At 41.2% G+C, this 22284-nt stretch carries 22 protein-coding genes; 8 read left to right on the forward strand and 14 right to left on the reverse strand.

Annotated elements, in window-relative coordinates; genetic code table 11:
* The 9 genes from CRJ00_RS06760 to CRJ00_RS06800 form a co-directional block, all read right to left on the reverse strand.
* Positions 1-235, reverse strand: a 235-nt coding sequence (locus CRJ00_RS06760; RefSeq protein WP_144038043.1) for a transposase, incomplete at its 3' end; no start/stop codon positions are given.
* Positions 236-249: 14 nt separating this feature from the next.
* Entirely contained in the window at positions 250-738 is a 489-nt protein-coding gene (locus CRJ00_RS06765) for a replication initiation protein (RefSeq protein ID WP_144038115.1), read from the reverse strand.
* 16 nt (positions 739-754) lie between these two features.
* The gene (locus tag CRJ00_RS06770) at positions 755-1084 is read right to left on the reverse strand and encodes a helix-turn-helix domain-containing protein (RefSeq protein ID WP_099366114.1); all 330 of its coding nucleotides are present in this window, start codon (positions 1082-1084) and stop codon (positions 755-757) included.
* A 122-nt stretch (positions 1085-1206) separates the two neighbouring features.
* Complete coding sequence (locus CRJ00_RS06775) at positions 1207-2094, reverse strand: hypothetical protein (RefSeq protein ID WP_099366115.1); 888 nt, start codon at positions 2092-2094, stop codon at positions 1207-1209.
* A gap of 5 nt (positions 2095-2099) precedes the next feature.
* On the reverse strand, positions 2100-3227 hold the full coding sequence (locus tag CRJ00_RS06780; protein ID WP_099366116.1) for a tyrosine-type recombinase/integrase: 1128 nt from the start codon (positions 3225-3227) through the stop codon (positions 2100-2102).
* 189 nt (positions 3228-3416) lie between these two features.
* A complete protein-coding gene (gene mnmE / locus CRJ00_RS06785; RefSeq protein WP_099366117.1) occupies positions 3417-4796 on the reverse strand; it encodes a tRNA uridine-5-carboxymethylaminomethyl(34) synthesis GTPase MnmE in 1380 nt (459 codons plus the stop codon).
* Between the two features lie 377 nt (positions 4797-5173).
* Positions 5174-7390, reverse strand: coding sequence for a catalase (locus tag CRJ00_RS19290; protein WP_099366118.1), 2217 nt, complete (start codon positions 7388-7390; stop codon positions 5174-5176).
* Positions 7391-7452: 62 nt separating this feature from the next.
* The gene (locus tag CRJ00_RS06795) at positions 7453-8211 is read right to left on the reverse strand and encodes a TIGR03915 family putative DNA repair protein (protein WP_099366119.1); all 759 of its coding nucleotides are present in this window, start codon (positions 8209-8211) and stop codon (positions 7453-7455) included.
* A 34-nt stretch (positions 8212-8245) separates the two neighbouring features.
* A complete protein-coding gene (locus CRJ00_RS06800; RefSeq protein WP_099366120.1) occupies positions 8246-9523 on the reverse strand; it encodes a putative DNA modification/repair radical SAM protein in 1278 nt (425 codons plus the stop codon).
* 113 nt (positions 9524-9636) lie between these two features.
* Here CRJ00_RS06800 and CRJ00_RS06805 point away from each other — a divergent pair, with 113 nt between their 5' ends.
* Positions 9637-10143, forward strand: coding sequence for a pyridoxamine 5'-phosphate oxidase family protein (locus tag CRJ00_RS06805; protein WP_099366121.1), 507 nt, complete (start codon positions 9637-9639; stop codon positions 10141-10143).
* Positions 10144-10352: 209 nt separating this feature from the next.
* Here the strand turns inward: CRJ00_RS06805 and CRJ00_RS19140 are convergent, their stop codons facing one another.
* From CRJ00_RS19140 to CRJ00_RS19150, 3 genes are read right to left on the reverse strand one after another with little or no spacing between them, the layout of a single operon-like run.
* The gene (locus CRJ00_RS19140; RefSeq protein WP_257213703.1) at positions 10353-11135 is read right to left on the reverse strand and encodes an amidohydrolase family protein; all 783 of its coding nucleotides are present in this window, start codon (positions 11133-11135) and stop codon (positions 10353-10355) included.
* 30 nt (positions 11136-11165) lie between these two features.
* Complete coding sequence (locus CRJ00_RS19145; RefSeq protein WP_257213704.1) at positions 11166-11381, reverse strand: hypothetical protein; 216 nt, start codon at positions 11379-11381, stop codon at positions 11166-11168.
* A gap of 20 nt (positions 11382-11401) precedes the next feature.
* A complete protein-coding gene (locus CRJ00_RS19150; protein WP_257213708.1) occupies positions 11402-11758 on the reverse strand; it encodes a hypothetical protein in 357 nt (118 codons plus the stop codon).
* Positions 11759-11869: 111 nt separating this feature from the next.
* Here CRJ00_RS19150 and CRJ00_RS06815 point away from each other — a divergent pair, with 111 nt between their 5' ends.
* Entirely contained in the window at positions 11870-12931 is a 1062-nt protein-coding gene (locus CRJ00_RS06815) for an NAD(P)-dependent alcohol dehydrogenase (RefSeq protein ID WP_099366122.1), read from the forward strand.
* 57 nt (positions 12932-12988) lie between these two features.
* Here the strand turns inward: CRJ00_RS06815 and CRJ00_RS06820 are convergent, their stop codons facing one another.
* Positions 12989-13654 carry a response regulator gene (locus tag CRJ00_RS06820; RefSeq protein ID WP_099366123.1) on the reverse strand — a complete coding sequence of 222 codons (666 nt, stop codon included), beginning with the start codon at positions 13652-13654 and terminating at the stop codon, positions 12989-12991.
* Positions 13655-13677: 23 nt separating this feature from the next.
* Positions 13678-15288 (reverse strand): tetratricopeptide repeat-containing sensor histidine kinase, encoded by a 1611-nt coding sequence (locus CRJ00_RS06825; protein ID WP_099366124.1) that lies wholly within the window; start codon positions 15286-15288, stop codon positions 13678-13680.
* Between the two features lie 595 nt (positions 15289-15883).
* On the opposite strand from CRJ00_RS06825, the gene CRJ00_RS06830 reads away from it, so the two are divergent.
* The 6 genes from CRJ00_RS06830 to CRJ00_RS06855 are packed head-to-tail and all read left to right on the forward strand — an operon-like array spanning position 15884 to position 22146.
* Entirely contained in the window at positions 15884-17008 is a 1125-nt protein-coding gene (locus CRJ00_RS06830) for a lipid II:glycine glycyltransferase FemX (RefSeq protein ID WP_099366125.1), read from the forward strand.
* Positions 17009-17058: 50 nt separating this feature from the next.
* On the forward strand, positions 17059-17418 hold the full coding sequence (locus CRJ00_RS06835; RefSeq protein ID WP_099366126.1) for an S-adenosylmethionine decarboxylase family protein: 360 nt from the start codon (positions 17059-17061) through the stop codon (positions 17416-17418).
* A 3-nt stretch (positions 17419-17421) separates the two neighbouring features.
* Entirely contained in the window at positions 17422-18816 is a 1395-nt protein-coding gene (locus tag CRJ00_RS06840) for a DUF4178 domain-containing protein (RefSeq protein WP_099366127.1), read from the forward strand.
* A 10-nt stretch (positions 18817-18826) separates the two neighbouring features.
* The gene (locus tag CRJ00_RS06845) at positions 18827-19045 is read left to right on the forward strand and encodes a DUF350 domain-containing protein (protein ID WP_099366128.1); all 219 of its coding nucleotides are present in this window, start codon (positions 18827-18829) and stop codon (positions 19043-19045) included.
* On the forward strand, positions 19038-20552 hold the full coding sequence (locus CRJ00_RS06850) for a polyamine aminopropyltransferase (protein WP_099366129.1): 1515 nt from the start codon (positions 19038-19040) through the stop codon (positions 20550-20552). Before CRJ00_RS06845 ends, CRJ00_RS06850 begins: the two co-directional genes overlap by 8 nt.
* Positions 20530-22146, forward strand: coding sequence for an FAD-dependent oxidoreductase (locus tag CRJ00_RS06855; RefSeq protein WP_099366130.1), 1617 nt, complete (start codon positions 20530-20532; stop codon positions 22144-22146). The genes CRJ00_RS06850 and CRJ00_RS06855 overlap by 23 nt, the downstream gene beginning before the upstream one ends.
* The last annotated feature ends 138 nt before the right edge of the window (positions 22147-22284 follow it).

Consider the following 22284-nt stretch of genomic DNA (forward strand, 5'->3'; position numbering starts at 1 on the left):
TCTTGTGGTCCAGGGCGAGGTCCGCATACATCTGCTTGAGACGGCGGTTCTCTTCCTCCAGTTCCTTCATACGGCGCAGCTCTTGGCTGTCCATCCCGGAATACTTCTTCTTCCAAGTGTAAAAGGTTGCTTGGTGGACACCCAACTCCCTGCAGATGTCCGAAGTGCTTTTACCCGATTCATGTTGCTTGATCGCAGAAACAATCTGGCTCTCGCTGATTCTTGTCTTTTTCATTGTACTGTTCTAAGTTACGAATTTTCGCGTTTCAGACAGTCCGAATTTTCGGGAGGGTTACAGTTCATTCTGAAATTTGTGAATAGTTTCGCCACAACAATATCCATGCGGATTTTCACAAAAGATGAATAATTAGGAACAACCGGAATACTCACACTAAATAAACTTCCACTCCAGACCTTACGTTCATTTGATTCATCATACTTTATTTCACAATGGATTTTAGACATGTTTAAAAATGCCTTTTTGACATCTCTGTACTCCGATGCATTGGAAATTTCCGAAAGTGCGATTTGCATAACTATAACCTCTTCACCAAACAAACTTCTCTGTCCCGACAAGTGATTATCGAACTCTTTTTGAGCAAAACCTTTTAAATTCTCCAAAATCAACAGAAAGATGTGCAATTGATAAGTGGAATCGACAAACGATAAAAGATCCATCACATGGTTTGGAGTGACGACCAAAGACTTTCTTCTATTTTCAGTTACCTTTGCTATCATTATGCTTTTACGATCGCTATTTAACCATCTTTCGTAACTGCATTAGCTCAACCAGGCGTGGTGTTAAGCGTTTTCCATTACCTAGCCATTCAATAACTTCATCCCGCTTATAAATTATAGGCGTTTCAGAGGAATAAATAGGAATAGTCCCGCGTGTATTATAGGCGTAAATCGTTGTAAGCTTCACTTTGGCAAGTTCAGCGACTTCTATTGCGTCCAAAAATTCCGGTTCGCGCTTAGTTTTCAATTCAGAAAGACCAAGCTTTCGAAACGAGTTATCTAAGTTTACTATTAAGTCTTCGATTTTCTCTAAACGCTGACTTAAAGTGATGAATGGATTTTCCATAGCTTATACTTCTTTGTTTGAAGCAAAACTATTATCGAGTATGATTAATTAAAATCAATGCGCACTAAAAGTACAATGCGTATTAAAATACGTTCTAAATGCTTTTAAAAAAGTTTGATTGTTTATACTTCAATCGATTCAAAATGCTTTATTATTCTTTTTTTTAACAAAAGACGGTTAGGATGAACTTTAAGAAAACTGGCTTTTTTTCCTTCAAAGTTTTTGATTGTTCGTGAAATTTCCTTAAAAAATCGATTTTTATCGAAGATAACATCATAACGATAACTGATTCCTTTCAAATGATAATACAAAGAGTAAAAATAAGTTTTATAATCTTCGATGGATTTAGCTATAATAAAAGGCTCTCCGTCATCCGTGGTAAATTTTCTATAAAAATTTTCAAACTCGTCGCTCTTCATTCTTAATCCGTCACCTAAACTTCCATCTTTAAGTGGTAAGATAAGCTTATAGACGACATCCTGAGGAAGACCAAGAATATTATTTTTTTCATCAGTTAGAGGTAAGCATTTTTGATCTAATATTTTGCCTGTTGATTTTACATTATTTTCCGTTGACGTATTCATATTAGCAGACATGAATGTTTCTTCAGTGAACTCATAAAATGTATCTTTCGAATTATCGATACTATCGAGTTCATCTTTCGAGAAAAGAAACGCAAACAAAAGAAATCCAATCATTACGGATATTAGAAAAACGACTCGTCCTAAAAAATTTATATTCTCTCCTAAAAAACAAAACCCCACGAAAACAGCCGTCAATAATATCAATATGCGAAATACCAACGCAAAATATTTCTTGATTATCAGCACAGTCTTATAAATTTGGATATTTTGGTCATTAAATATTTTTAATGCAATATTGAACCCCATCATTCTCAACTCTTTTGAGGCATCGAAATAGAAAGTCATTTCATGGAATAAAAAACTAATTTTTGACAACAGATGGTTTTCACGAAAATTATCTTTATTTATATAAATCAAATTGGTCATAACATTTAAAATTTTATACGATTTGCTGCCTCTACTTTTTTCGAATTTAACACTTTTGCGTAAATTTCGGTTGTCCTTAACTCTTTATGCCCAAGCATTTTCGATACGGTATAAATGTCCTCGCCAGCACTAATCAATAACGTAGCATTAGTATGGCGAAAGCAATGGAAGGTAATATGTTTGTTAATCCCTGCGTTAATTGCCCACTTGGCTAACAAGAAATTATTATGCGAGCTATAAGTCAATCCCTTGAACACGTACTCTTGCAAATCAAAAACAGGCTTTCCGAGTTCTTTAACCGCTTCTTCCGTAATAGGCAAAGTTTCATAAGATTTTGTCTTGTTCTGATTAAAACGTACAAAATAACCTTGATCTTCCGAATACTGTATGTCGATCCATTTTAACTTTAGGCAATCCCCCCAACGCATTCCTGTACGTATCGACCAGAAAGCAGCTTTTTCCAAAACAGGATTATCACAACGAACAGCTTTCAATTTTTTGACTTCATCCAGTGTCAAAAATTCACGGAAGCTTTCTCCCTGTGGAAATGCCTTAATCCTTAAAATAGGATTATGATGAATATGCTTATCTTCCATTCCCTGTTTAATAGCTGCACGAAACTTATTGAAATAGCTGTATTTCGAATTGACCGACAATTTATAGGCTGATGATTTCTTCGTATAACAGCTATCCAAATAATCCTTAAATCCCTGACAAAAAGCTTCATCCACCTCGGACATCAGGCATTGCCCCTTCGTATAATCTTCCAAATAATTATAGGTGGATAGCCAGTTATCGTAATTTCCTTTCGAAGTGTATCGTTTCTTGACGATGCTTTTAAAATAGGCTAGAAAGTCTAAGTCTTTACTGGAGATAAATGGCATATCAAGCGTTTGACCGAGCAGATCCATTTGCCATTCACTTTCTATTTTCTTAGCCTTAACCATGGTGAACTTATTATGCTCACGTTCGATTTTGTTTGTCGGCTTTTCAAACAGATATAAATCTAAAAACTTACGACGGGTTTCTTTTTTCTTCTTCTCATCGTAAATCGGTGGATAGATGTCCAAGTAAAGACTGGTTCTGCCGGACTTGTTCTTTTGCTCACGTAGCGTAACTCTGTAAGATTTCATAAGATATTAGTTTTTAAAATTTGTACGTCATGTACGTGGCGAAATCAAAAAATACAAACCACGTACAAAACCATTCAAAGTGCATCGTTTCAAAACTAATGCATTACAAACAATAAATCATCGAAAATATTTCATTTTCAATGCTTTATATTTATTTACTAATATCTAGTTTTATCCAGTAATACGCAACTACTTCCCAATACAAAACTTACTAAAAATATTCTCCAGCAAATCATCCGTAGTAACCGTCCCAGTTATCTCGCCCAAATACTGCAAAGCCTGCCGAATATCCATCGCCAAAAAATCCGATGTAATCGGATTATCAATCCCATACAACACCTTTTCCAAAGCTTCCTGCGTATGTTGCAAAGCCTCAACATGACGAATATTAGTCACCATGACATCCTCCGTATTAATATTCGAAAGATTAACTTGGTTCAATAATTCATCCTTCAGTTCCTCAATCCCCAATCCCTGCTTCGCAGAAATATAAATCGGGTTCAAAACCGCATACTCCATTCTTTCCCCTTCCGACAACAGATCCGATTTATTAATAATCGTCACAAATGGAATATTCAAAGACCTCACTTCCTCAATCTGCGATTGCACCGCAGCGATATAATCCTGGGTAGGATCAAAAAGATAGATAATCAACCTCGCCTGTTTCATCTTCTCCCGAGTCCGCTCCACACCTTTAGCCTCGATCACATCCTCCGTATCCCGGATCCCCGCCGTATCAATAAACCGAAAAGTAACCCCATGAATATTGATCTCATCCTCAATGGTATCTCTGGTCGTTCCGGCAATATCCGAAACAATCGCCCTCTCCTCATTCAATAAAGCATTCAACAAGGTTGATTTCCCTACATTCGGCTTACCAGCAATCACCACGGGAACTCCATTCTTCAACACATTTCCCTGCTCAAAAGAGCGGATCAACTTGGAAATCACCTGATGGATCTCCTGGATCAAAGACCGCAACTGCTCCCGATTGGCAAACTCCACATCCTCCTCCGCAAAATCCAATTCCAATTCGATCAAGGAAGCAAAATGCACCAGATCCTCCCGCAACTTCTGCAACTGGTTGGAAAATCCACCGCGCATCTGTTGCATGGCAATCTGATGGGATGCCGCCGAGTTGGAAGCAATCAGATCCGCCACAGCTTCCGCTTGGGAAAGATCCATTCCACCGTTCAAGAAAGCACGTAAGGTAAACTCCCCAGCCTTAGCCGCACGAGCACCTTTTTTGATCAAAAGACCGATAATTCGTTCGATGATGTATTTGGAGTTGTGGGTTGAAATCTCTACCACATTTTCCTTGGTATAGGAATTTGGACCTACAAATAATGTGATCAATACTTCATCAATGATTTGTTCGCCATCGCGGATGGTACCAAAATGAACGGTATGGGAGGCTTGCTTGGAAAGATCTTTTCCTTTGAAAACTTGATTGACTAAGGAAATGGCTTCCGAACCGGATAATCGGATGACAGCAATAGCTCCATTAGCACCTGGTGAGGTCGCTAAAGCGATGATGGTATCTTGGGAAATCAATGATGATGTAGACATGAAGCAAAGTTAATGAAAATTACGTCATGGTGAAGGGGATGGATTGTATGGGGATTTGAAGGATTTGGGGATGGGATGGAATTTAGTTTTGGGATGGGGTTTTTGATGATTTTGAGGAGAATGTTGGTACAAGGTTTTTACAAGGTTTGTACAAGTTTTGGTTCTTACTGCAATTGAGTTGTAAGTGATATGTAAGTGAGGTGTAAGTGCTAAAAGGCACTTACAACTCACTTACAGTCTGCATACAATGTGAGTACAATAAGAATTGGAGATACCCGTCATTTCGATGAACTCTACGTCATTGCGAGGAACGAAGCAATCTTTACACTTAGCGAAAGATTGCTTCGTCGTACCTCCTCGCAATGACGCCCCTCTTCCTAAGAAGGAACCTTTCTTGCCATCTCCCTAGCCCAGATCCTGTGCTTCTTCATCTGAGTAATAAAATTCGCTAGCCAATCGCTTTCCGATTCAAAGACAACCCCTTCATCCTTCCTAATAAAAGACCTTTCCACCAATCCTTCCGCATCCTTTGCAAAGGCCAAGACCTTACAATGCCTATATCCCTCATTAATAAACTGAAGATAATCCGGATTCTCAGCCAATTTCGCAATTGAATCACCGCCTGGCGTATAAAAAGCATCAAAACAAACAGATGCATCCGTCAAATACGTATGCTGGATCTTCTCTGTCTCTCCGCCCTTATACTTCAACTGACCCACTTTCGAAGAAATCAACACCGCTTTCGCTCCTGCTTTCTCCAAAGCCTTCCTCACCTTATCCACACTCTCAAAACTCACCCCATCATCCAGCAAAAAAGCAACCTGACGCGTCTCAATAGTACCTTCACCATCCTTCACCTTCATACTCAAATACGCAGATTTCTCTACTTCTGGCTTATTCGGTTTGATCGGATAATCCGGATGATTGTTCCGCGCAAATTTCAAGGTCAGCTCATCCAAAGTCTTCGAAGGCGTCAATCCTAAGTTCTTCCCAATAGCATTCGCCAATTTAGGCTCTACCTGATACAAGATCGCCAACTCCCTTTTCCTGATATCCTCCGAGTTCACTTTTGATAGCTCAAAACTAAATGCATTGATCATATGCGTCTGCTCCTCTTCACTCAAGGAATTAAAGAACAACCTGGCCTGCGTAAAATGATCCGCAAAAGAGTTTGAACGTTCGCGAACCTTCAAACCCTGCACTTCCTGCCTTCCGGTTTGATAGCCCTGGGTACCCTTCATGCCCGCCTGAGCAGCATGCATCCCCCCCTTTCCATCAGAAGAACCAGATTTTCCATCAGCAGAACCAGCATTTCCCTCAGAACCTCCCATCTCCCCATTCAACATTGCATGATATGGACAGCCATTCCCCTGGCTATTCGGAAAATAACTGGTATTCCCCTTCAACACATCCATCCTTCCAAATCCATCCTTCTGATTATTATATTTCCCATTCACCGGCCTATTGATCGGCAGCTCATGGAAATTCGGACCACCCAATCTGTAATTCTGGGTATCCATATACGAGAAAATCCTTCCCTGCAACAACGGATCATCCGAAAAATCAATTCCTGGCACCAATCTTCCCGGATCGAAAGCCGCTTGCTCCGTCTCCGCAAAGAAGTTCTCCGGATTCCTATTCAAGGTCATCGTTCCGATGATCTTCACCGGCACCAATTCCTCCGGAATGATCTTCGTTGGATCCAAAATATCAAAAGAAAACTTCATTTCATCTTCCTCCGGGATCAACTGCACGCCCAAATCCCATTGTGGGAAATTGCCTTGATCAATCGCATCCCAAAGATCACGACGATGGAAATCCGCATCAAATCCGGAAATCTTCTGTGCCTCATTCCAAGCTACCCCATGTACACCCAATCTTGGTTTCCAATGGAATTTCACAAAAGTCGTTTTCCCTTCTGCATTCACAAACTTGAACGTATGCACCGAGAATCCTTCGATCATCCGCAAGCTCCGTGGGATCGCCCGGTCCGACATCACCCATAAAGACATATGTGCAGATTCCGGCATCAAGGAGATAAAATCCCAGAATGTATCATGGGCTGATGCCGCCTGTGGGATTTCCTTATCGGGTTCTGGCTTAACCGCATGTACTACATCCGGAAAGTTCATTGCATCTTGGATAAAGAAAACCGGGATGTTATTTCCTACCAAATCATAATTTCCCTCTTGGGTATAGAATTTCACGGAAAATCCACGCACATCTCGCGCAAGGTCCGTAGATCCTTTAAATCCAGCAACGGTAGAAAAACGGACAAACACCGGAGTTACTGTTCCTTTCTTCAAGAAATCAGCCACCGTAATATCCGAAAGGTCCTCCTTGGCTTCAAATACACCATGTGCGCCAGATCCTCTAGCATGAACCACACGCTCCGGAATCCGTTCGCGATCGAAATGCATGAGTTTGTCAAAAAAGAGATGATCCTGTTGCAGGGAAGGTCCGCGATTGCCGGCCTTCAGGGTATTGTTGTTGTCATGGATGGGCACTCCATCGTTACTGGTCATCATACGGTCCATGTTGTCCACAACATGCTTGTCCAATTGTTCAGTCTTTGGATTTTTTTTGCTTTTCATGATAAATGGTATAAAGTCTAAAAATTATGGTTACCTATTGAACATGAAAGGACAAAAATTGTTTAGGTCTTTTCTGTCAAATATTTCCAATAGCGCTGCGGAACATGTCGGATATGCAGCTTCAGGTTTTTGCGCTGCTCGATATTGGTACTCTTAAAATATTTCTTCCAAAGAATCTGGTATTCCTCCTCCTTCAAGTCCAGACTCACCTGCAGACTCTGGCTTTCATCCGTCAGCATTTCGGCCGTGCTGAATACCTCCTGCACTTCTTTCAGGTTATAATGGTAGCCGTATTGCCTACGGATATCATAGATCAGCCACTGCTGATCGGCATAACGGTTCCTAAAAAAATCAATGATCAAAGGAAGCACATTGAAATCAGGTTCTATAATAGCTGTATATAACTCATTGGCATCCTTCATAAAGCGAACAAAAGCCTTCATCCGATGCCGCTCGCGATTGACTTTCTTGATGGTCTGATGGAACTGCAGGATCTGCGGATCTCCATAGTTCTTCAGATCCAAAGTTTCGGATTGGAAAAGCTTGATCAATAATTGGAATCCATTCAGCCAAGCTTTTTCCTCATCCGCCAGAAAATTCTGGTAGAAAAGTTTCATGCCGGCATGGCCTATTTTCTTTTCCATGGCCTGGACTACCCGCTGGAATCTCTCCGGATGGGTTTCAATCGGCCGACTTTCGAAAAACAGGGTGGTTTGGATCAGATCCAACCGAGTCGGTCGAGCATCGATTTCCTTCCGCGAAAAAGCCTCGAAAACACAACAGATATAACCGGCATAGGTGCCATCGAATATATAGTACATGGTTGATTCTTAATTTACATGAATAATTCTCAATTTAAAATAAGGTCAGCTGATAAGAATCAACCTCAGAAATCAATCGGGATGAATTTGAAGCCTCTCCGATTAAGGGTTGCTTGACCAAGGCTTTTCTTACTTGCTCTGGATATTGAAATCCCAAGCCAAACACCGAATCCGCGCAGCTCATAAAATATTTCGCCCGATTAAAAGCAATCCCCATTTTCTTCACCTGATCCTCCCGCAATTTCCCAAATTTCCTCGCCTGTACAATCTTATTCGCTGATTGCCTGCCAACCCCCGGAATCCGAATGATCCATTGATAGGATGCTGTATTGATATCTATCGGAAAGAACTGCGGATTGCGAATGGCCCAGGCTAATTTCGGATCCATATCCAATTCCAGATTCTGATGCTTTGTATTCAAGATCTCATGGAGCGAAAATCCGTAGAATCGCAATAACCAATCGGTTTGGTAAAGCCTGTTTTCACGTTGCAATGGCGGTGCTGTGCCTACTTGTGGCAACAAGGAATCCTTCGGATTGATGGGGATATAACCCGAATAATACACCCTTTTCAGATTATAGCTCTTATAGAATTCATTGGCGGTGCCCATAATATCCAGATCGCTCTCTCCTGTTGCTCCGATCACCATTTGTGTACTTTGTCCTGCAGGTACAAAAAGCGGCACTTTCTTAATGGTTTTCTTCTCTTCTTTTAAAGACATGATTTCGGTCTTGATGGTCTGCAAAGGTTCACGAACGGATTGATGATCCTTTTCGGGAGCTACCAATTTCAGCCCTTCTTCCGTAGGGATCTCCAGGTTAACACTCATCCGATCTACATACAATCCCGCCTCCTTCAACAAAGCTTCACTGGCGCCTGGAATAGCCTTCAAATGGATATAGCCATGGAACTTCTCCTCCGTTCGGAGCTTTTTGACCACCATCATCAGGCGTTCCATCGTATAATCTGCCGATTTGAAGATTCCAGAACTCAGGAATAATCCCTCGATATAATTCCGGCGATAAAAATTCATCGTCAGTTCCACCACTTCTTTCACCGAGAATGCTGCCCGTTGGATATCATTACTCTTCCGACTCACACAAAATGCGCAATCGAAGATGCAGTAATTGGTCATCAGAATCTTTAATAAGGATACGCAGCGGCCATCTTCGGTATAGGTATGGCAAATACCGCTGCTTGAAGAATCTCCTATACCTCCTATGTTTTTCCTTTTCCCTCCGCTCGAGCTGCAACTTACATCGTATTTCGCAGCATCGGCCAATATCTGTAGCTTATCACCAAAATCAAACATATTCCCTCCTATGATCAGGGTAAATTTACTAATATTTTTAGTATTTTAAATTTTATTTCCTAAAACTTTTATGTTGATGTTGGTGTTGAATAGGTAATCAAAATTTGAAAATCATGGCTATTAGTAATAAAAACAACGAAGAGGCGATCAAGAAATTAAAGACAATTGTGGATGATATTGATGTAGGTACGGTTTGTTCCTTTCCATCGGGTTCAAATTATCCACATGGGGTTCCGATGAGCCGTCAGGAAGTGGATGAATCTGGAAATATCTTTTATTTATGTTCCGCAGAGAGTGAGACTTTCCAGAATCTGGAAAAGGATAATCGGGTTTCTTTGTTCTATGCCGATCCGAAGAACTATACGTTTTTGAGTATTAATGGGAAAGCATCTATGAGCAGGGATCAGGAACGTATTGATAAATATTGGAACAAAATGATGGAGGGATGGTTCCAAAAAGGAAAAGAAGATCCGAATATTAGGGTTTTGAAGGTGAGCCCGGAAGATGCTCATTATTGGGATACGGGATCAAGTAAAATTGTAACTTTATTTGAAATGCTTAAAAATGCTATAACTGGAGAGAAGAATGATTTAGGCAAAGAAGGCGATTTGAATCTTTAACGTCATTTGAAGCCCTCCGTCATTGCGAGGAGGCACGACGAAGCAATCTCCGCGTCATTGCGAGGAGGCACGACGAAGCAATCTTTACACTAGTCGAAAGATTGCTTCGTTCCTCGCAATGACGATGGCCTGGCAATGACGTAGGGCCTCGCAATGGCGAGGAGATTGCTTCGTTCCTCGCAATGACGATACAGTTCTACACGTCAAATCTACACCTCAAAAATCTTCAAATCCTTAACCACCTTCCCATTCTTCACCACCATATTCACATCCGATACCCTCGAAACCACCTCCGCAGAACAACTCGCATCCATCAACACAAAATCCGCCACATCTCCAACCTTTGGCCATTTCATATTCCCCTTATCATCCAACGGCAACACCTCCACATTTGCCAATTTAAGCGCCCTAGAAAGATCAAACTCAGACACATACCCATACAACTGCGCCGCTAAATTAGCCTTCTCCAATACCGACCCTGTTCCAAACGTATTCCAATGATCCACTATACTATCATTCCCCGTCATCACCTTAACCCCATGCTTCAACAACGTTGGGATAGGCATCTGCAATCCCCCAAACGGAATGGTCGATATAATCCCCACCTCAGCCTCCGCCAACCTAACCGCCAATTCCTCCTGCTTCTGTCTCTCCACCCTTCCCAACACAAAACAATGGCTCAGATAGGTCTTTCCTTTTAACCCAGGATTCTCCAACACCTTATCCAGCAAATACTCCACCGTCTTCACACCCGATTCACCGCCCTCATGCAAATGTATATCAATCCCTTTCCCATGATCCAAAGCCAGCTGCACCGTAAAATCGATCGGCTTCTCAATACTTCCATCCAAACTAAACGGATCCACCCCTCCAATAAAATCAATTCCAGCCTGTGCGGCATCCTTCATATAAGGAACAGAGTCCGTATAGAACAGCCCATGCTGAGGAAAAGCAACCAATTCCGCAGAAAACGAATCCTTTTTATTATCCAAAGCCACCTGCAATTTCTTTAAGGCCTCCAATTATGAGGTCGGCTCCACATTCACATGGCTTCTTGCAAAGGTTGACCCCTTAGATTGCAACAGTTCGATCAGCTTTTCCGCTTTGGCAGTTGCATTCTTCAAAATCTCCGGCATGATCTTCTGCTCCAGTGCGATCATCCCTTTCACCCCTCCAGAACCTCTACGTACAGCTTGCCACTTTTCACCATAAAAGGTCTTATCCAAATGAATATGCATATCCTTAAATGCAGGAAGCATCAATTTTCCTTTCGCATCGATGACCTGCCCTGCTCCAGAAACAAGCCCAGGCCCAGACCCCCATGCTGGGCCGTTATTTTATTGATCTTCCCATTAACTACCTCCACCTGAAATAAATCGGTGTCGGTTCCAATGACCTCCTCTCCCTGGTATACAAAACCTGTTTCCAGACGAACATTCTTAAATAGTAAAGTATCCATAGCTGCTATATTTTGGTTTTCCTGGAACGCTGTTCCATCATGATTTTCATCCCTGAAATCTTTCGATTCTCCGAAACTGCTTAACATACTGAAACCTGATATTCCCAACACCGATTTCTTAATAAAGTTTTTTCTGTTCATTCCTGTACTTGCCATCTGTATCTCCTTTTAAATTTAAACGGTAATAATCAAAATATTGCTATAACAAAGCTACCAAAGAAATCAGCAATTATGTATATTGTAGCATATATCTAGAAAAACACAACCATGAATACACAATCCGTTAAGGCTTTTGGAACCGATGCTCCAGAAGCGGCATTGAAAGAAATGCAAATCGACCGCCGGGAACCTACTAGCAAAGACGTGGAGATCGACATCCTCTTTTGTGGGGTATGCCATTCCGATCTGCATACAGCACGCAATGAATGGCATGGAACGGTATATCCGAATGTACCGGGACATGAAATCGTAGGTCGGATCACGAGGGTTGGTGATGCAGTCCGTAAATTTAAGGTGGGTGACCTAGCGGCCGTAGGCTGTATGGTCGATTCCTGTCGCGAATGTGAACAATGCCAAAAAGGAAGTGAGCAGTATTGTGAAAAAGGGAATATTCAAACCTACAACTCCCCGGATAAGCATTTGAACAAACAGACCTTCGGGGGATATTCGGAGAAGCTGGTGGTAGATGAAGACTTTGTTTTACGCGTGCCCGATAATCTGGATCTTGCTGCGACCGCCCCATTATTATGTGCCGGAGTGACGACCTGGTCGCCGTTGAAGCATTGGAATATCGGTCCAGAGATGAAAGTCGGTATTGTTGGAATCGGGGGTCTTGGCCATATGGGGGTTAAATTGGCGAAAGCCATGGGTGCCCATGTCGTGGTTATTACAACTTCAACATCAAAAATCGAGGATGCAAAACGTTTAGGGGCAGATGAGGTCATTCTTTCTACCGATCCGGAACAGATGTCGGCCAATGCCAATACCTTACATTTTGTGTTGGATTGTGTTTCTGCGGAGCATGATGTGAATGCCTACCTGAAACTGTTAAAGGTCGATGGGACATTGGCCCTGGTCGGCGCACCGGAACATCCACTACCTATTGCGGCTTTTAGTCTGATTCCAGCCAGAAAGAACTTTGCTGGATCAACGATCGGAAGTATTCAAGAAACCCAGGAAATGTTGGACTTCTGCGGAGAAAATGGTATTACTGCCGATGTGGAGGTGATTAATATCCAAGATATCAATGAGGCATACGAAAGATTGCTGAAAGGGGATATTAAATATCGATTTGTGATTGATATGGCTTCTTTGAAGACCAGTTCATAAGAAGACCAGTTCATAAGAGGTATTAAAAAAAGAGAATAAAGAGCATAGGATTGAAAATTAAATCAATCCTATCTCCTTACAATAACCAACCAACTGTTCATTTTTATTAAAATCCAGCACATCCTTCATCAAATTCAACCGTTTCTCGATGGAACTTAAACTGGATGGCTTTATATTTCTTTCCTGTAGGTACTTAGGCATTTCCTTCTGAGGAATACCTTCATACAAAAACCGCACGATATGCATATCCAAACTCGAAAATTCATGCGAATTCTTCTCCTGCGTTACCTTCTTTAAATCTGGCGATTTATAGGTTTTGTTCATGGCTATAGCCTGCAAAGCTTCCTTCAAGTGCTGCGCATCCTTCCGTGCTTTTCGAACATATGCATCTACCAAACCTTGTTTGAATAGGCCATCAATTTCAGCTGTCCGATCCAAAGCCGAAAGAATGATTACCTTGATATCCGGCTGAACAGTCTTTACCGCACGGATCAGGTCCAAACCATTCAGCAACTCCTGCTGATTATCATCATCCTCAAATTCAATATCCGTTAACAGAAGATCATATGGCTCCCCCTGTGCAACCGCCTTTTTGATCCAGGTCAGCGCATGGTCACAATAGAAAACATATTTAGCATCTGGAATTCCAAATTCATGCAACGTTTTCTGAACCGAGATATTCGCAATCTCATGATCTTCAGCAATGAGTACTTTTTTAAACATAATTCAATTCTTAATGGAAAGCATTAGTCCTTCACTGGAATCTCGATCCTACATTTGAATCCTTCTCCTTCCCTACTTTCAAAATTAATCTGCCCGTTCAAGCTTTCCATACGGGAAACCGTATTTTTAAGACCTTTTCCATAATAGGCCCTAGCATCCATTCCTTCAAACCCATTTTTAACACCAATTCCATTATCCGAATACTGGATCAACAAGAATCCGTTCATTCTTTCAAACTTAAAAAGAACTGTACTGGCCATGCTGTGCTTACTCATATTCACCATCAGCTCCTGAAATCCATTCAACAGCTCCTGTTTATTTTTCTTGGAAATCCCCTTCCAGGTCTCCGGCTCATTCCCGACCAATAGCACTTTGCAATGTTCATTCGCAAATGATTTAATCAGATCACCTACCTGTTCATGATAGGCTCGCTGGTCATGAACACCCTCCTCCGATTCCATATCCCGCTCATGGGAGATGTCGCGCGATTTATGGTACATATCTTCCAATTGATCCAACACATGTTCTTTTTCCAACTGATCTTGATGTTCGATTTCGATCATCACCCGGTAGATTCCGTTGGCCACCACATCATGCACCTTTTTGGAGGTCTTCAATTTATTTTCCTGAATTTTATTCTCCATGAGTAAGGCCTGTCTCTTTCGATGCCTGATAAACCACAGCACCGCATAAAGACCCGTTAGGAGCAAAAAAGCAGTTCCGGCCTTTTGCCAGACTAGGCTTTTTTCGGCCAAAGCCTTATCCTTCTGCAGTTGAAGGTTTTCAGCTTTTGATTTTTCCGCCTCAAACCTGATCAACGCGAATTGGTTTCGGGTTATGGTCTGAACGGTACTCACGGAGTCCTGAATCCGGATGTATGCTTTAAAATAATCGCTGTTATTCTGATTGGGTTGGAGAGCAATGAGCTGTTTCAAACCCTTCATCTGATCTGTGGGAATCTTCAGTTGTTTTGCCATTTCATATCGCTTCTTCGCATAGTACATCGCTGAATCGCTGTTCTTCCCAACATAATAATCGCTAAGTAAAGCATAACTGGAATTCATCCCAATCAGATGATTCTCTTTCTTACGGATTTGCAGTGCCCGATGTAAATCCTTCAGCACATTGGTCGTATCCCCCAATAATCTTCGCGTATTGGCCATATTGGATAAGGTGCGAGCATAATCCAGCGATCCGTATTCGCTTTTTGCCAGGCTTGATTTTAACAGTTCCAAGGCCTCCACTTTTTTCCCGATTTTCCGATAACTCAATGCCAAATTATTCTGATATACAGCTACCTGCGAAGAATCTGATGCAAATCGAATAGCTTGCTGGTAATAATAGATTGCTTTCTCGGGCAAATTGATCTCATCACTGCTATTTCCAAGGGTATTATAATTCATGGAGAGATATGATCTACTCGTTTGATCAATTGTATCCAGGTATGGGATGGCCTCGATGGATGATTCCTGCGAACCGTAAAAATCGTTATACTCAAACTGCGTGATCGCCATATTGATATAGGCAGCAGCAATGCCTAAACTATCGTTCCGTTTCATATAAAACGTCTTCGCTTTATCGAAATAATAAAAGGCACTATCCGGCTGCTGATCATCCAGAAACTTATAGGCCATCGTATTATACGGATCTTTTACTTTTTCCCTTTCGGGTTTCGTCTTATGCGCAGATGTACATGCACAAAAAATGCACGAGATCAATAATAGGCAGTGTAATTTCACAGGGTTTGGTATTTGCAAAGCAAAATAGACAATTTTTTCTAATAATAAAGGCCTGAACTGGAGTTCAGGCCTTAGATCACACTATTATATACACAAGTTAAAAGAAGATGGAGCCATCTTCTCACCCAACAAATGTCAACTTTTATAATTCTTTAACGAACGATATTCGCGAAAGTTTCAATTAAATAAATATTAATACAGCGAATTAATAACTAGCACTCAAAGCTAAATAAAAAATTGAGTTATTCTTAATACCTCCAGCTTTTATTAGCTTGTTTTGTAGTGTTAAAGCTACAAATTAGCCTATATATGTCATAACAAATTTGAAATATAATCTTTAAACGAACATTCCTTAATTTTAGTATTCTTTTTTTTTACTATCATCTAACCTGTAATTTTATTAATTGTGATTACATCTATTTTCTTTTAACCCAATTGTGACAAATAAAAACCCTTTATTTAAAGTTTATGGCTATGTTTGCCCCCAATCATGATTGCAGATTTAGAAGACAAGGCGATTAAGGAAATCTATAATACGTCTATTATCCAACAGACAGCTTATTGGTCGGAGGTCAAAAGACTTCAGGGGGTCAACTCTATGGCCTTTAATTTCAAGGTGAAGAATTCGGAACTTTTCGCTGGCTCCGAGGATGATGCCTATTTCATCGGCGATCTATTGATCATCTTGCAGGCTGTTGATCAGGAGCATTGTATTGCTTATGTGCCTTACGGTCCGGAATTAGAACCTTCCGAAGAAAACCAAGGATACTTTCTGGAACAATTATCCGAAACACTGAGGCATTTCCTTCCCAAAAACTGCATCATGATCCGCTACGACCTATCTTGGGAGTCGCTATGGGCGAAAGAAGAAGACTGCTATGATATTCATGGTAATTGGATCGGTGTTCCCGAAAAAAGGATCCAAGAACTTCGTTTCAACTTCAATACCGAACATTGGAACCTCCGAAAAGCCAATACCGATATCCTGCCATCCAATACGATCTTTATGGATCTCAATCAGGATGAGGATCATTTATTGGGAATGATGAAGCCAAAAACCCGATACAACATCAACCTTTCTGGCCGTAAAGGAGTAAAAGTAAAATCCCTAGGACTGGAAAGCTTGGATATCTGGTATGAACTATACCGACAAACCGCCAAAAGGAATAATTTCTTCCTCCATGATATCAATTATTTCCGCATAGTCCTATCTGCCCGGGCAAATGATACGCAATCACCGGCCGATGTGTATCTTTTATTGGCCGAGGTGGATGAACTTCCTTTGGCTGCGATGTTTCTCGTCGTATCCAAGAACCGGGGGACCTACCTTTATGGTGCTTCCGCTACCGAAAACAGAAATTACATGGCAACCTACGCCCTGCAATGGAAAGCCATGCAATTAGCAAAAGAAAAAGACTGTACAGAATACGATTTCTTCGGGATATCGCCACAGGCCGATCCTTCGCATCCCATGTATGGATTATTCCGCTTTAAAAGCGGTTTCGGTGGACAGATCTATCATCGGATGGGCTGTTGGGACTATCCCCTCGATAAAGAGAAGTACAGCTATTATGCTTCCATGGAATTTAAGAACCAAAGCTATCATTTAAGTTAGGGAATCCTTAAAAATTGTGTATATTCGAGCCTAATTATTAGCCAAAATTAATGCTTAACGAATACAGGCCCGGAAAACATCTTTTACTTACCCTACAGGTTTCTAATCTGGAATTACTGACTTCTTTGGAGCAGTTCCAATCCTTCAGCCAATCCTTATTGATTGAAGAAGATCTACAGGTAGTAGGTTTATCCTCTCATGTGTTTGATGGGAACGGATTTACGGCGGCCATTTGTTTGAAGGAATCCCACATCTGTGTACACACCTGGCCAGAATTCCATCAACTAACCCTTGATATTTACCTATGTAATTACCTGAAAGACAATTCACAAAAGGTAATAGCCATTGGAGAAAAATATAAAGCATATTTTGAAGCTACGGTTTTGAACGAAACTTTGGTAAATCGCTAAGCTATGCAGATCAGCTGTTCCAAATGCCAACATAAACAGAATTTTAAGGTAGAAGTATCCGAATTCCAGGGTTACGTCTGCCCGAATTGCCATGCCTATTTTAAAGGTACCGATCCGGATAAGTGGGTTTTTCAAAAAAACCTGAATCCTGGAAAGGATGTGCTATGGCCAATCCTTGGGGAATTCATTAATTTCCAAGGCAATCATTATCAGATCATCACCAAAATCCGCCGTGCCGGTGTTTTAGGAAAATCCAACGAATATGTCGGATTATCTACGGATGATGAGGAACTGTACTTGGCCGATGGAGATGAGTATGCCTGTTTTCTGGAGCCGATTTCCGAAGATAAAATCGACCGCAAATCTGAAAATCGCATTAAATACGATGGTAATTATAATCGGGAAGAAGGCGGAACGCAAAATGTGATCTATGCGGAAGGTTTTGTTTTTGAAGATCTCGATGCCACCTCCTCTTACATTACCTATGCTCATTCCTTGAATGAGGATAAGTTTATTTCGGAAGAAATATTCCAAGGGAAGAGGGAATATTATGCCGGAAAGTATCTACACGGTCCTAATTATTACTCCATGTTTGAGAAGTACAGGGAGTTCGAAGAGAAAAAGAAGCACATCAATTCCAAGCTCTTAGGGGCTTTATTGCCATTTCTACTTATTCCTGGGATATTATTTTACTTTTTGTATTATAATCAGCTCAGTACCCAGACCCTGACCTTCAATGAAACCTTTACCAGCGAAAACCTGGCGAACAGCTTTGTTTCCACGCCATTTGAATTGAAGGGAAATACCAAAAAACAGTTGGTTATGGACGGATTCTCCATCTCTTCGGTACCGAATTTGGTAATCCAGGTCAATCTAGTGAATAAGAAGACCAATCAGGTCAGCCAAGTTAGACCATACGTGCATAAATTTAATCCTTCGAATCAGGCTAATGCCTTGAATATTGATTTTTGTAGGGTGGAACCGGGACAATACCATTTAGTATTTGAAACCTCGATGACCGGATCGCCTAATCAAGCGGTCAAATTGGAGGAACAGATCAAACTGAAATATGGTGGGGTCAGTTATACGCCTTTGATATTTACCTATGCAGCCACGGTGATGATCTTTATTTTCTTTTTCATCAATTTTAACCAACCGGATAAAATTGCGGAACTAAGTAAACGAGGGGATTTTTCAGGTTGGTACATGATCAAACAAGATGGATTATTGATCCTGTTTTTCTTTGTTTGTCTTGCCCTCCCTGCCTATAAATACTATGAGGACAACATGAAAACCTGTAGTGCAGATTTAGAAGTGCAAGCACAGGTGGACCATACCCGTACAGGAAACAGAATAATATACACTAGATCGCCACTGATGAGTGGTAGTCATAAATAAGCAAAAGCATATGAATTACGATTATTTTTTCAAAGGTATTGCTGCCTCGGTTATTTATTCCCTTATCGGAATAGTAATCCTGTTATTGGCTTATCTATTGATCGAGAAATTGACGCCGGAAAAGTCCTGGCAGGAGATTGTCAAAAACCATAATGTCGCCTTGGCAATCGTTTTTGCCAGCTTTATTTTAGGCATCTCCATTATTATCGCAGCCTCAATTCATGGATAGAAAGAAAAATCTTTCCATCTTCCTTTTATTAGCTGTATTCATCATCGCCATTTGTGGATTAGTCTACGAGTTGGTGGCTGGTGCATTGGCCAGTTATCTATTGGGAGATTCGGTAAAGCAATTCTCTTTCATCATCGGCACTTACCTCTTTTCAATGGGGGTTGGATCCTATCTTGCCAAATTTATCCATAAGAACCTGTTCGATCGATTCATCGAGATCGAACTCTTGATAGGTATTATTGGGGGTACAAGTTCTGTTCTTTTATTCCTTCTATTTCAACAGGTTGAACATTTCCAGTTTATTTTATACTTTATTGTATTTCTGACAGGTTGTCTCTGTGGAATGGAAATCCCTTTGTTGATGAACATCCTCAAGGACAGGGTGCAATTCAAGGATTTGGTCTCCAATGTTTTCGCTTTTGATTACATCGGTGCATTGATCGCTTCGGTTTTATTCCCGATCCTGCTGATTCCAAAATTAGGGGTTATGGGTACTTCCCTCCTGTTCGGAATCATCAATATCTGTGTAGGGGTTTTCCTTGCCTTTTACCTGAGCAAGTTCCTGAAAAGGCCGACCTGGATGAAGATCAAGGCTATACTATGTTTGGTATTCCTGCTGATTGTCTTTTATTATTCCGATCGGCTCTTGGCCTATTCGGAGAACCAGCTATATGGAAACAACGTCATCTACAAGCATTCGACGACCTATCAGCGTATTGTACTGACCTCCTCCAACGGAAATTACCAGCTGTTTCTGAACAACAACCTTCAGTTCAACACCAAGGATGAGTACAGATACCATGAATGCCTGGTGCATCCCGCCATGTCGGTTGCCAAAACGCCGAAACGTGTGCTTATCTTAGGGGGTGGCGATGGTTTGGCCGCCAGGGAAATCCTGAAATACCCTATGGTAGAACATATTACCTTGGTCGACCTGGACGAAGGGATGACCAAATTGTTTCAGACTAATGAAATTCTTCGTCAGCATAATCAGGATGCATTGAACAGCCCTAAGGTAAGGGTCGTAAATGAAGATGCATTTATCTGGATAAAGGACCATCAGGAGCAATATGATGTCATCATCATCGATTTTCCGGATCCTTCCAACTACAGCTTAGGCAAATTGTACACCAATGCTTTTTACAAGCGCTTACGGTTTTTGATGCATGAGCAAAGCATTATTGCTGTGCAGACTACATCACCCTATTATGCGCCCAAAGCCTATTGGTGCATTCATGAAACCATAGCTTCTATTTTTCCGAATCCACAGGCTTACCATGCCTATGTGCCTTCCTTCGGCGAATGGGGCTTCTGTTTATTCTCCCCAGATAAAAACGTAGATTTCCAACAGGTGAACCATAAGGTGGACAACCTGCGTTTCTATGACTACAATTTCTCCAAACTCACGGACTTTGCAACAGATATGCAAAAAATACCGGTGGAGATCAATCGTTTGGACAATCAGATTTTAGTGCGGTATTTCGATGAAGAGTGGAGCAAGATATAAGTGGAACAGACGACATTTCCTGAAAGCAAGCCTTTTATTGGGTCTTGGCACTACTTTCCTGCAAGCCTGCAAAAGAAAGGCAAACCATATCTTATTAAAACTGACCGGCACCAACCACATCTTAGGGCATCGCTTATGGCTACCCGACTTCCCCCCTGTTTCTGAAAAGATTGAAATCCCTGTATTGATTCTTGGAGGTGGAATCGCAGGCTTATCTGCTGCATATCAATTCCATGAAAAGGGCTTCCAGGACTTTCTCTTATTGGAAATGGAAGATGAAGTGGGCGGAAACTCCAAATCAGGGTCAAATTCCTACAGTAAACATCCACAGGGCGCCCATTACCTGCCCATACCCAACGCCTCCAACAAAGAAATTTACCAATTTTTAGAAAAGTCAAAGATCGTTAAGGGTTGGACAGCAACTGGTGAACCAATATTTGATGAAGAACAGCTGTCCTTTGACCCGATGCATAGGCTCTTTATCGACAATTATTGGCAGAATGGCATTGTTCCTGAATATGGGCTAGATGAGGAAGAATTGGCCGAAATGGAGCGTTTTCATGGCCTCATGAAGGATTTTACGGAAATGAAAGGTAGGGATGGAAAATATGTATTTGATATTCCAACACTTTTCGCATCAAACGATCATGATCTGGAGGATCTGGATAGCATCAGCATGGAAAAGTGGCTGCTGGATCAAGGATTCAAAACAAAACCGGTATTTAGTTATGTGAATTACTGTTGCAGGGATGATTTCGGTACAGGCGTTAAACATACCTCAGCTTTTGCAGGTATACATTATTTTTCCAGTAGAAAGCATGATTACCTCGGAAATGAAGAAGCCGTATTGACCTGGCAGGAAGGCAATGGAAGATTGGTGTCCTTATTGAAAAAATACGCGGAAGGAAAGATAAAGAACAATTGTTTAGCTTATAAAATAGAATGGGATGAGAACAAAGTTCAAGTTCAGGTATACGACATTAAAACCAATAAATCAACTCTTTATATAACTAATCAACTCATCAATTGTTGTCCGCAATTTGTAAATAAATACCTGATCACTTCACGGAAAACCTTAAGCGATAAATTTGCTTATGCACCATGGTTAATTGCCACGATCACCCTGAAAAGTTTCCCCGCTGCTTCGGGCGCTCCCTTATCCTGGGACAATGTGATCCATGATGGCAAGGGCTTAGGCTATATCTTTGATCAGCATCAGAGCCTTGCCCAATATAAGGCTCCTTATGTAATCAGCTATTACCATTCTTTAGATGCCCAAGACCTTCGAAAGGAACGAAAGAAACTATTGGATTTTAGTGAGGAACAATGGCGGGATTTCATTATTGAAGATCTCTCCAAAGCACATTATGGCATCGAGGAGGAAATATTGGATATGCGTATCCATCGTTTAGGCCATGGCATGATCAGCCCAGTTCCAGGGTTCATGATGAGTGAGGCCCGGAAGGAAATGGCCAAACCAATTGCCGACCGGATTTATTTTGCACATTCTGACCTTTCCGGACTCTCCCTATTCGAGGAAGCATTCTATAGAGGCTATTTAACGGCCAAAGAAATATTAACTAAATATTATTAATAGGTTTTCTGTAAAATATATTCTTCATTTCGTCTATATTTATAAAACTAATCGAAATTACCTTTTATGCATATTCAGACCAGCCCGGCATTTCAGCGAAGCGTCAAAAAAACCCTTACTTCCATTCTCATTTTCGTC

Origin of the sequence: Sphingobacterium sp. 1.A.4, assembly GCF_002734245.1 — a bacterium.
Lineage (GTDB): Bacteria > Bacteroidota > Bacteroidia > Sphingobacteriales > Sphingobacteriaceae > Sphingobacterium > Sphingobacterium tenebrionis.

Bases quoted from the DNA above. Each gene is read 5' to 3' on its own strand.
- CRJ00_RS06770 (WP_099366114.1), bottom strand. From the start codon at position 1,084: ATGGAAAATCCATTCATCACTTTAAGTCAGCGTTTAGAGAAAATCGAA.
- CRJ00_RS19150 (WP_257213708.1), bottom strand. From the start codon at position 11,758: ATGGCAAGTACAGGAATGAACAGAAAAAACTTTATTAAGAAATCGGTG.
- CRJ00_RS06780 (WP_099366116.1), bottom strand. From the start codon at position 3,227: ATGAAATCTTACAGAGTTACGCTACGTGAGCAAAAGAACAAGTCCGGC.
- CRJ00_RS06825 (WP_099366124.1), bottom strand. From the start codon at position 15,288: ATGGCCTATAAGTTTCTGGATGATCAGCAGCCGGATAGTGCCTTTTAT.
- CRJ00_RS06805 (WP_099366121.1), top strand. From the start codon at position 9,637: ATGGCTATTAGTAATAAAAACAACGAAGAGGCGATCAAGAAATTAAAG.
- CRJ00_RS06765 (WP_144038115.1), bottom strand. From the start codon at position 738: ATGATAGCAAAGGTAACTGAAAATAGAAGAAAGTCTTTGGTCGTCACT.
- CRJ00_RS06835 (WP_099366126.1), top strand. From the start codon at position 17,059: ATGCTTAACGAATACAGGCCCGGAAAACATCTTTTACTTACCCTACAG.
- CRJ00_RS06815 (WP_099366122.1), top strand. From the start codon at position 11,870: ATGAATACACAATCCGTTAAGGCTTTTGGAACCGATGCTCCAGAAGCG.
- CRJ00_RS19145 (WP_257213704.1), bottom strand. From the start codon at position 11,381: ATGCATATTCATTTGGATAAGACCTTTTATGGTGAAAAGTGGCAAGCT.
- CRJ00_RS06855 (WP_099366130.1), top strand. From the start codon at position 20,530: ATGAAGAGTGGAGCAAGATATAAGTGGAACAGACGACATTTCCTGAAA.
- CRJ00_RS19290 (WP_099366118.1), bottom strand. From the start codon at position 7,390: ATGAAAAGCAAAAAAAATCCAAAGACTGAACAATTGGACAAGCATGTT.
- CRJ00_RS06820 (WP_099366123.1), bottom strand. From the start codon at position 13,654: ATGTTTAAAAAAGTACTCATTGCTGAAGATCATGAGATTGCGAATATC.
- CRJ00_RS06795 (WP_099366119.1), bottom strand. From the start codon at position 8,211: ATGTACTATATATTCGATGGCACCTATGCCGGTTATATCTGTTGTGTT.
- CRJ00_RS06840 (WP_099366127.1), top strand. From the start codon at position 17,422: ATGCAGATCAGCTGTTCCAAATGCCAACATAAACAGAATTTTAAGGTA.
- CRJ00_RS06845 (WP_099366128.1), top strand. From the start codon at position 18,827: ATGAATTACGATTATTTTTTCAAAGGTATTGCTGCCTCGGTTATTTAT.
- mnmE (WP_099366117.1), bottom strand. From the start codon at position 4,796: ATGTCTACATCATCATTGATTTCCCAAGATACCATCATCGCTTTAGCG.
- CRJ00_RS06850 (WP_099366129.1), top strand. From the start codon at position 19,038: ATGGATAGAAAGAAAAATCTTTCCATCTTCCTTTTATTAGCTGTATTC.
- CRJ00_RS06775 (WP_099366115.1), bottom strand. From the start codon at position 2,094: ATGACCAATTTGATTTATATAAATAAAGATAATTTTCGTGAAAACCAT.
- CRJ00_RS06800 (WP_099366120.1), bottom strand. From the start codon at position 9,523: ATGTTTGATTTTGGTGATAAGCTACAGATATTGGCCGATGCTGCGAAA.
- CRJ00_RS06830 (WP_099366125.1), top strand. From the start codon at position 15,884: ATGATTGCAGATTTAGAAGACAAGGCGATTAAGGAAATCTATAATACG.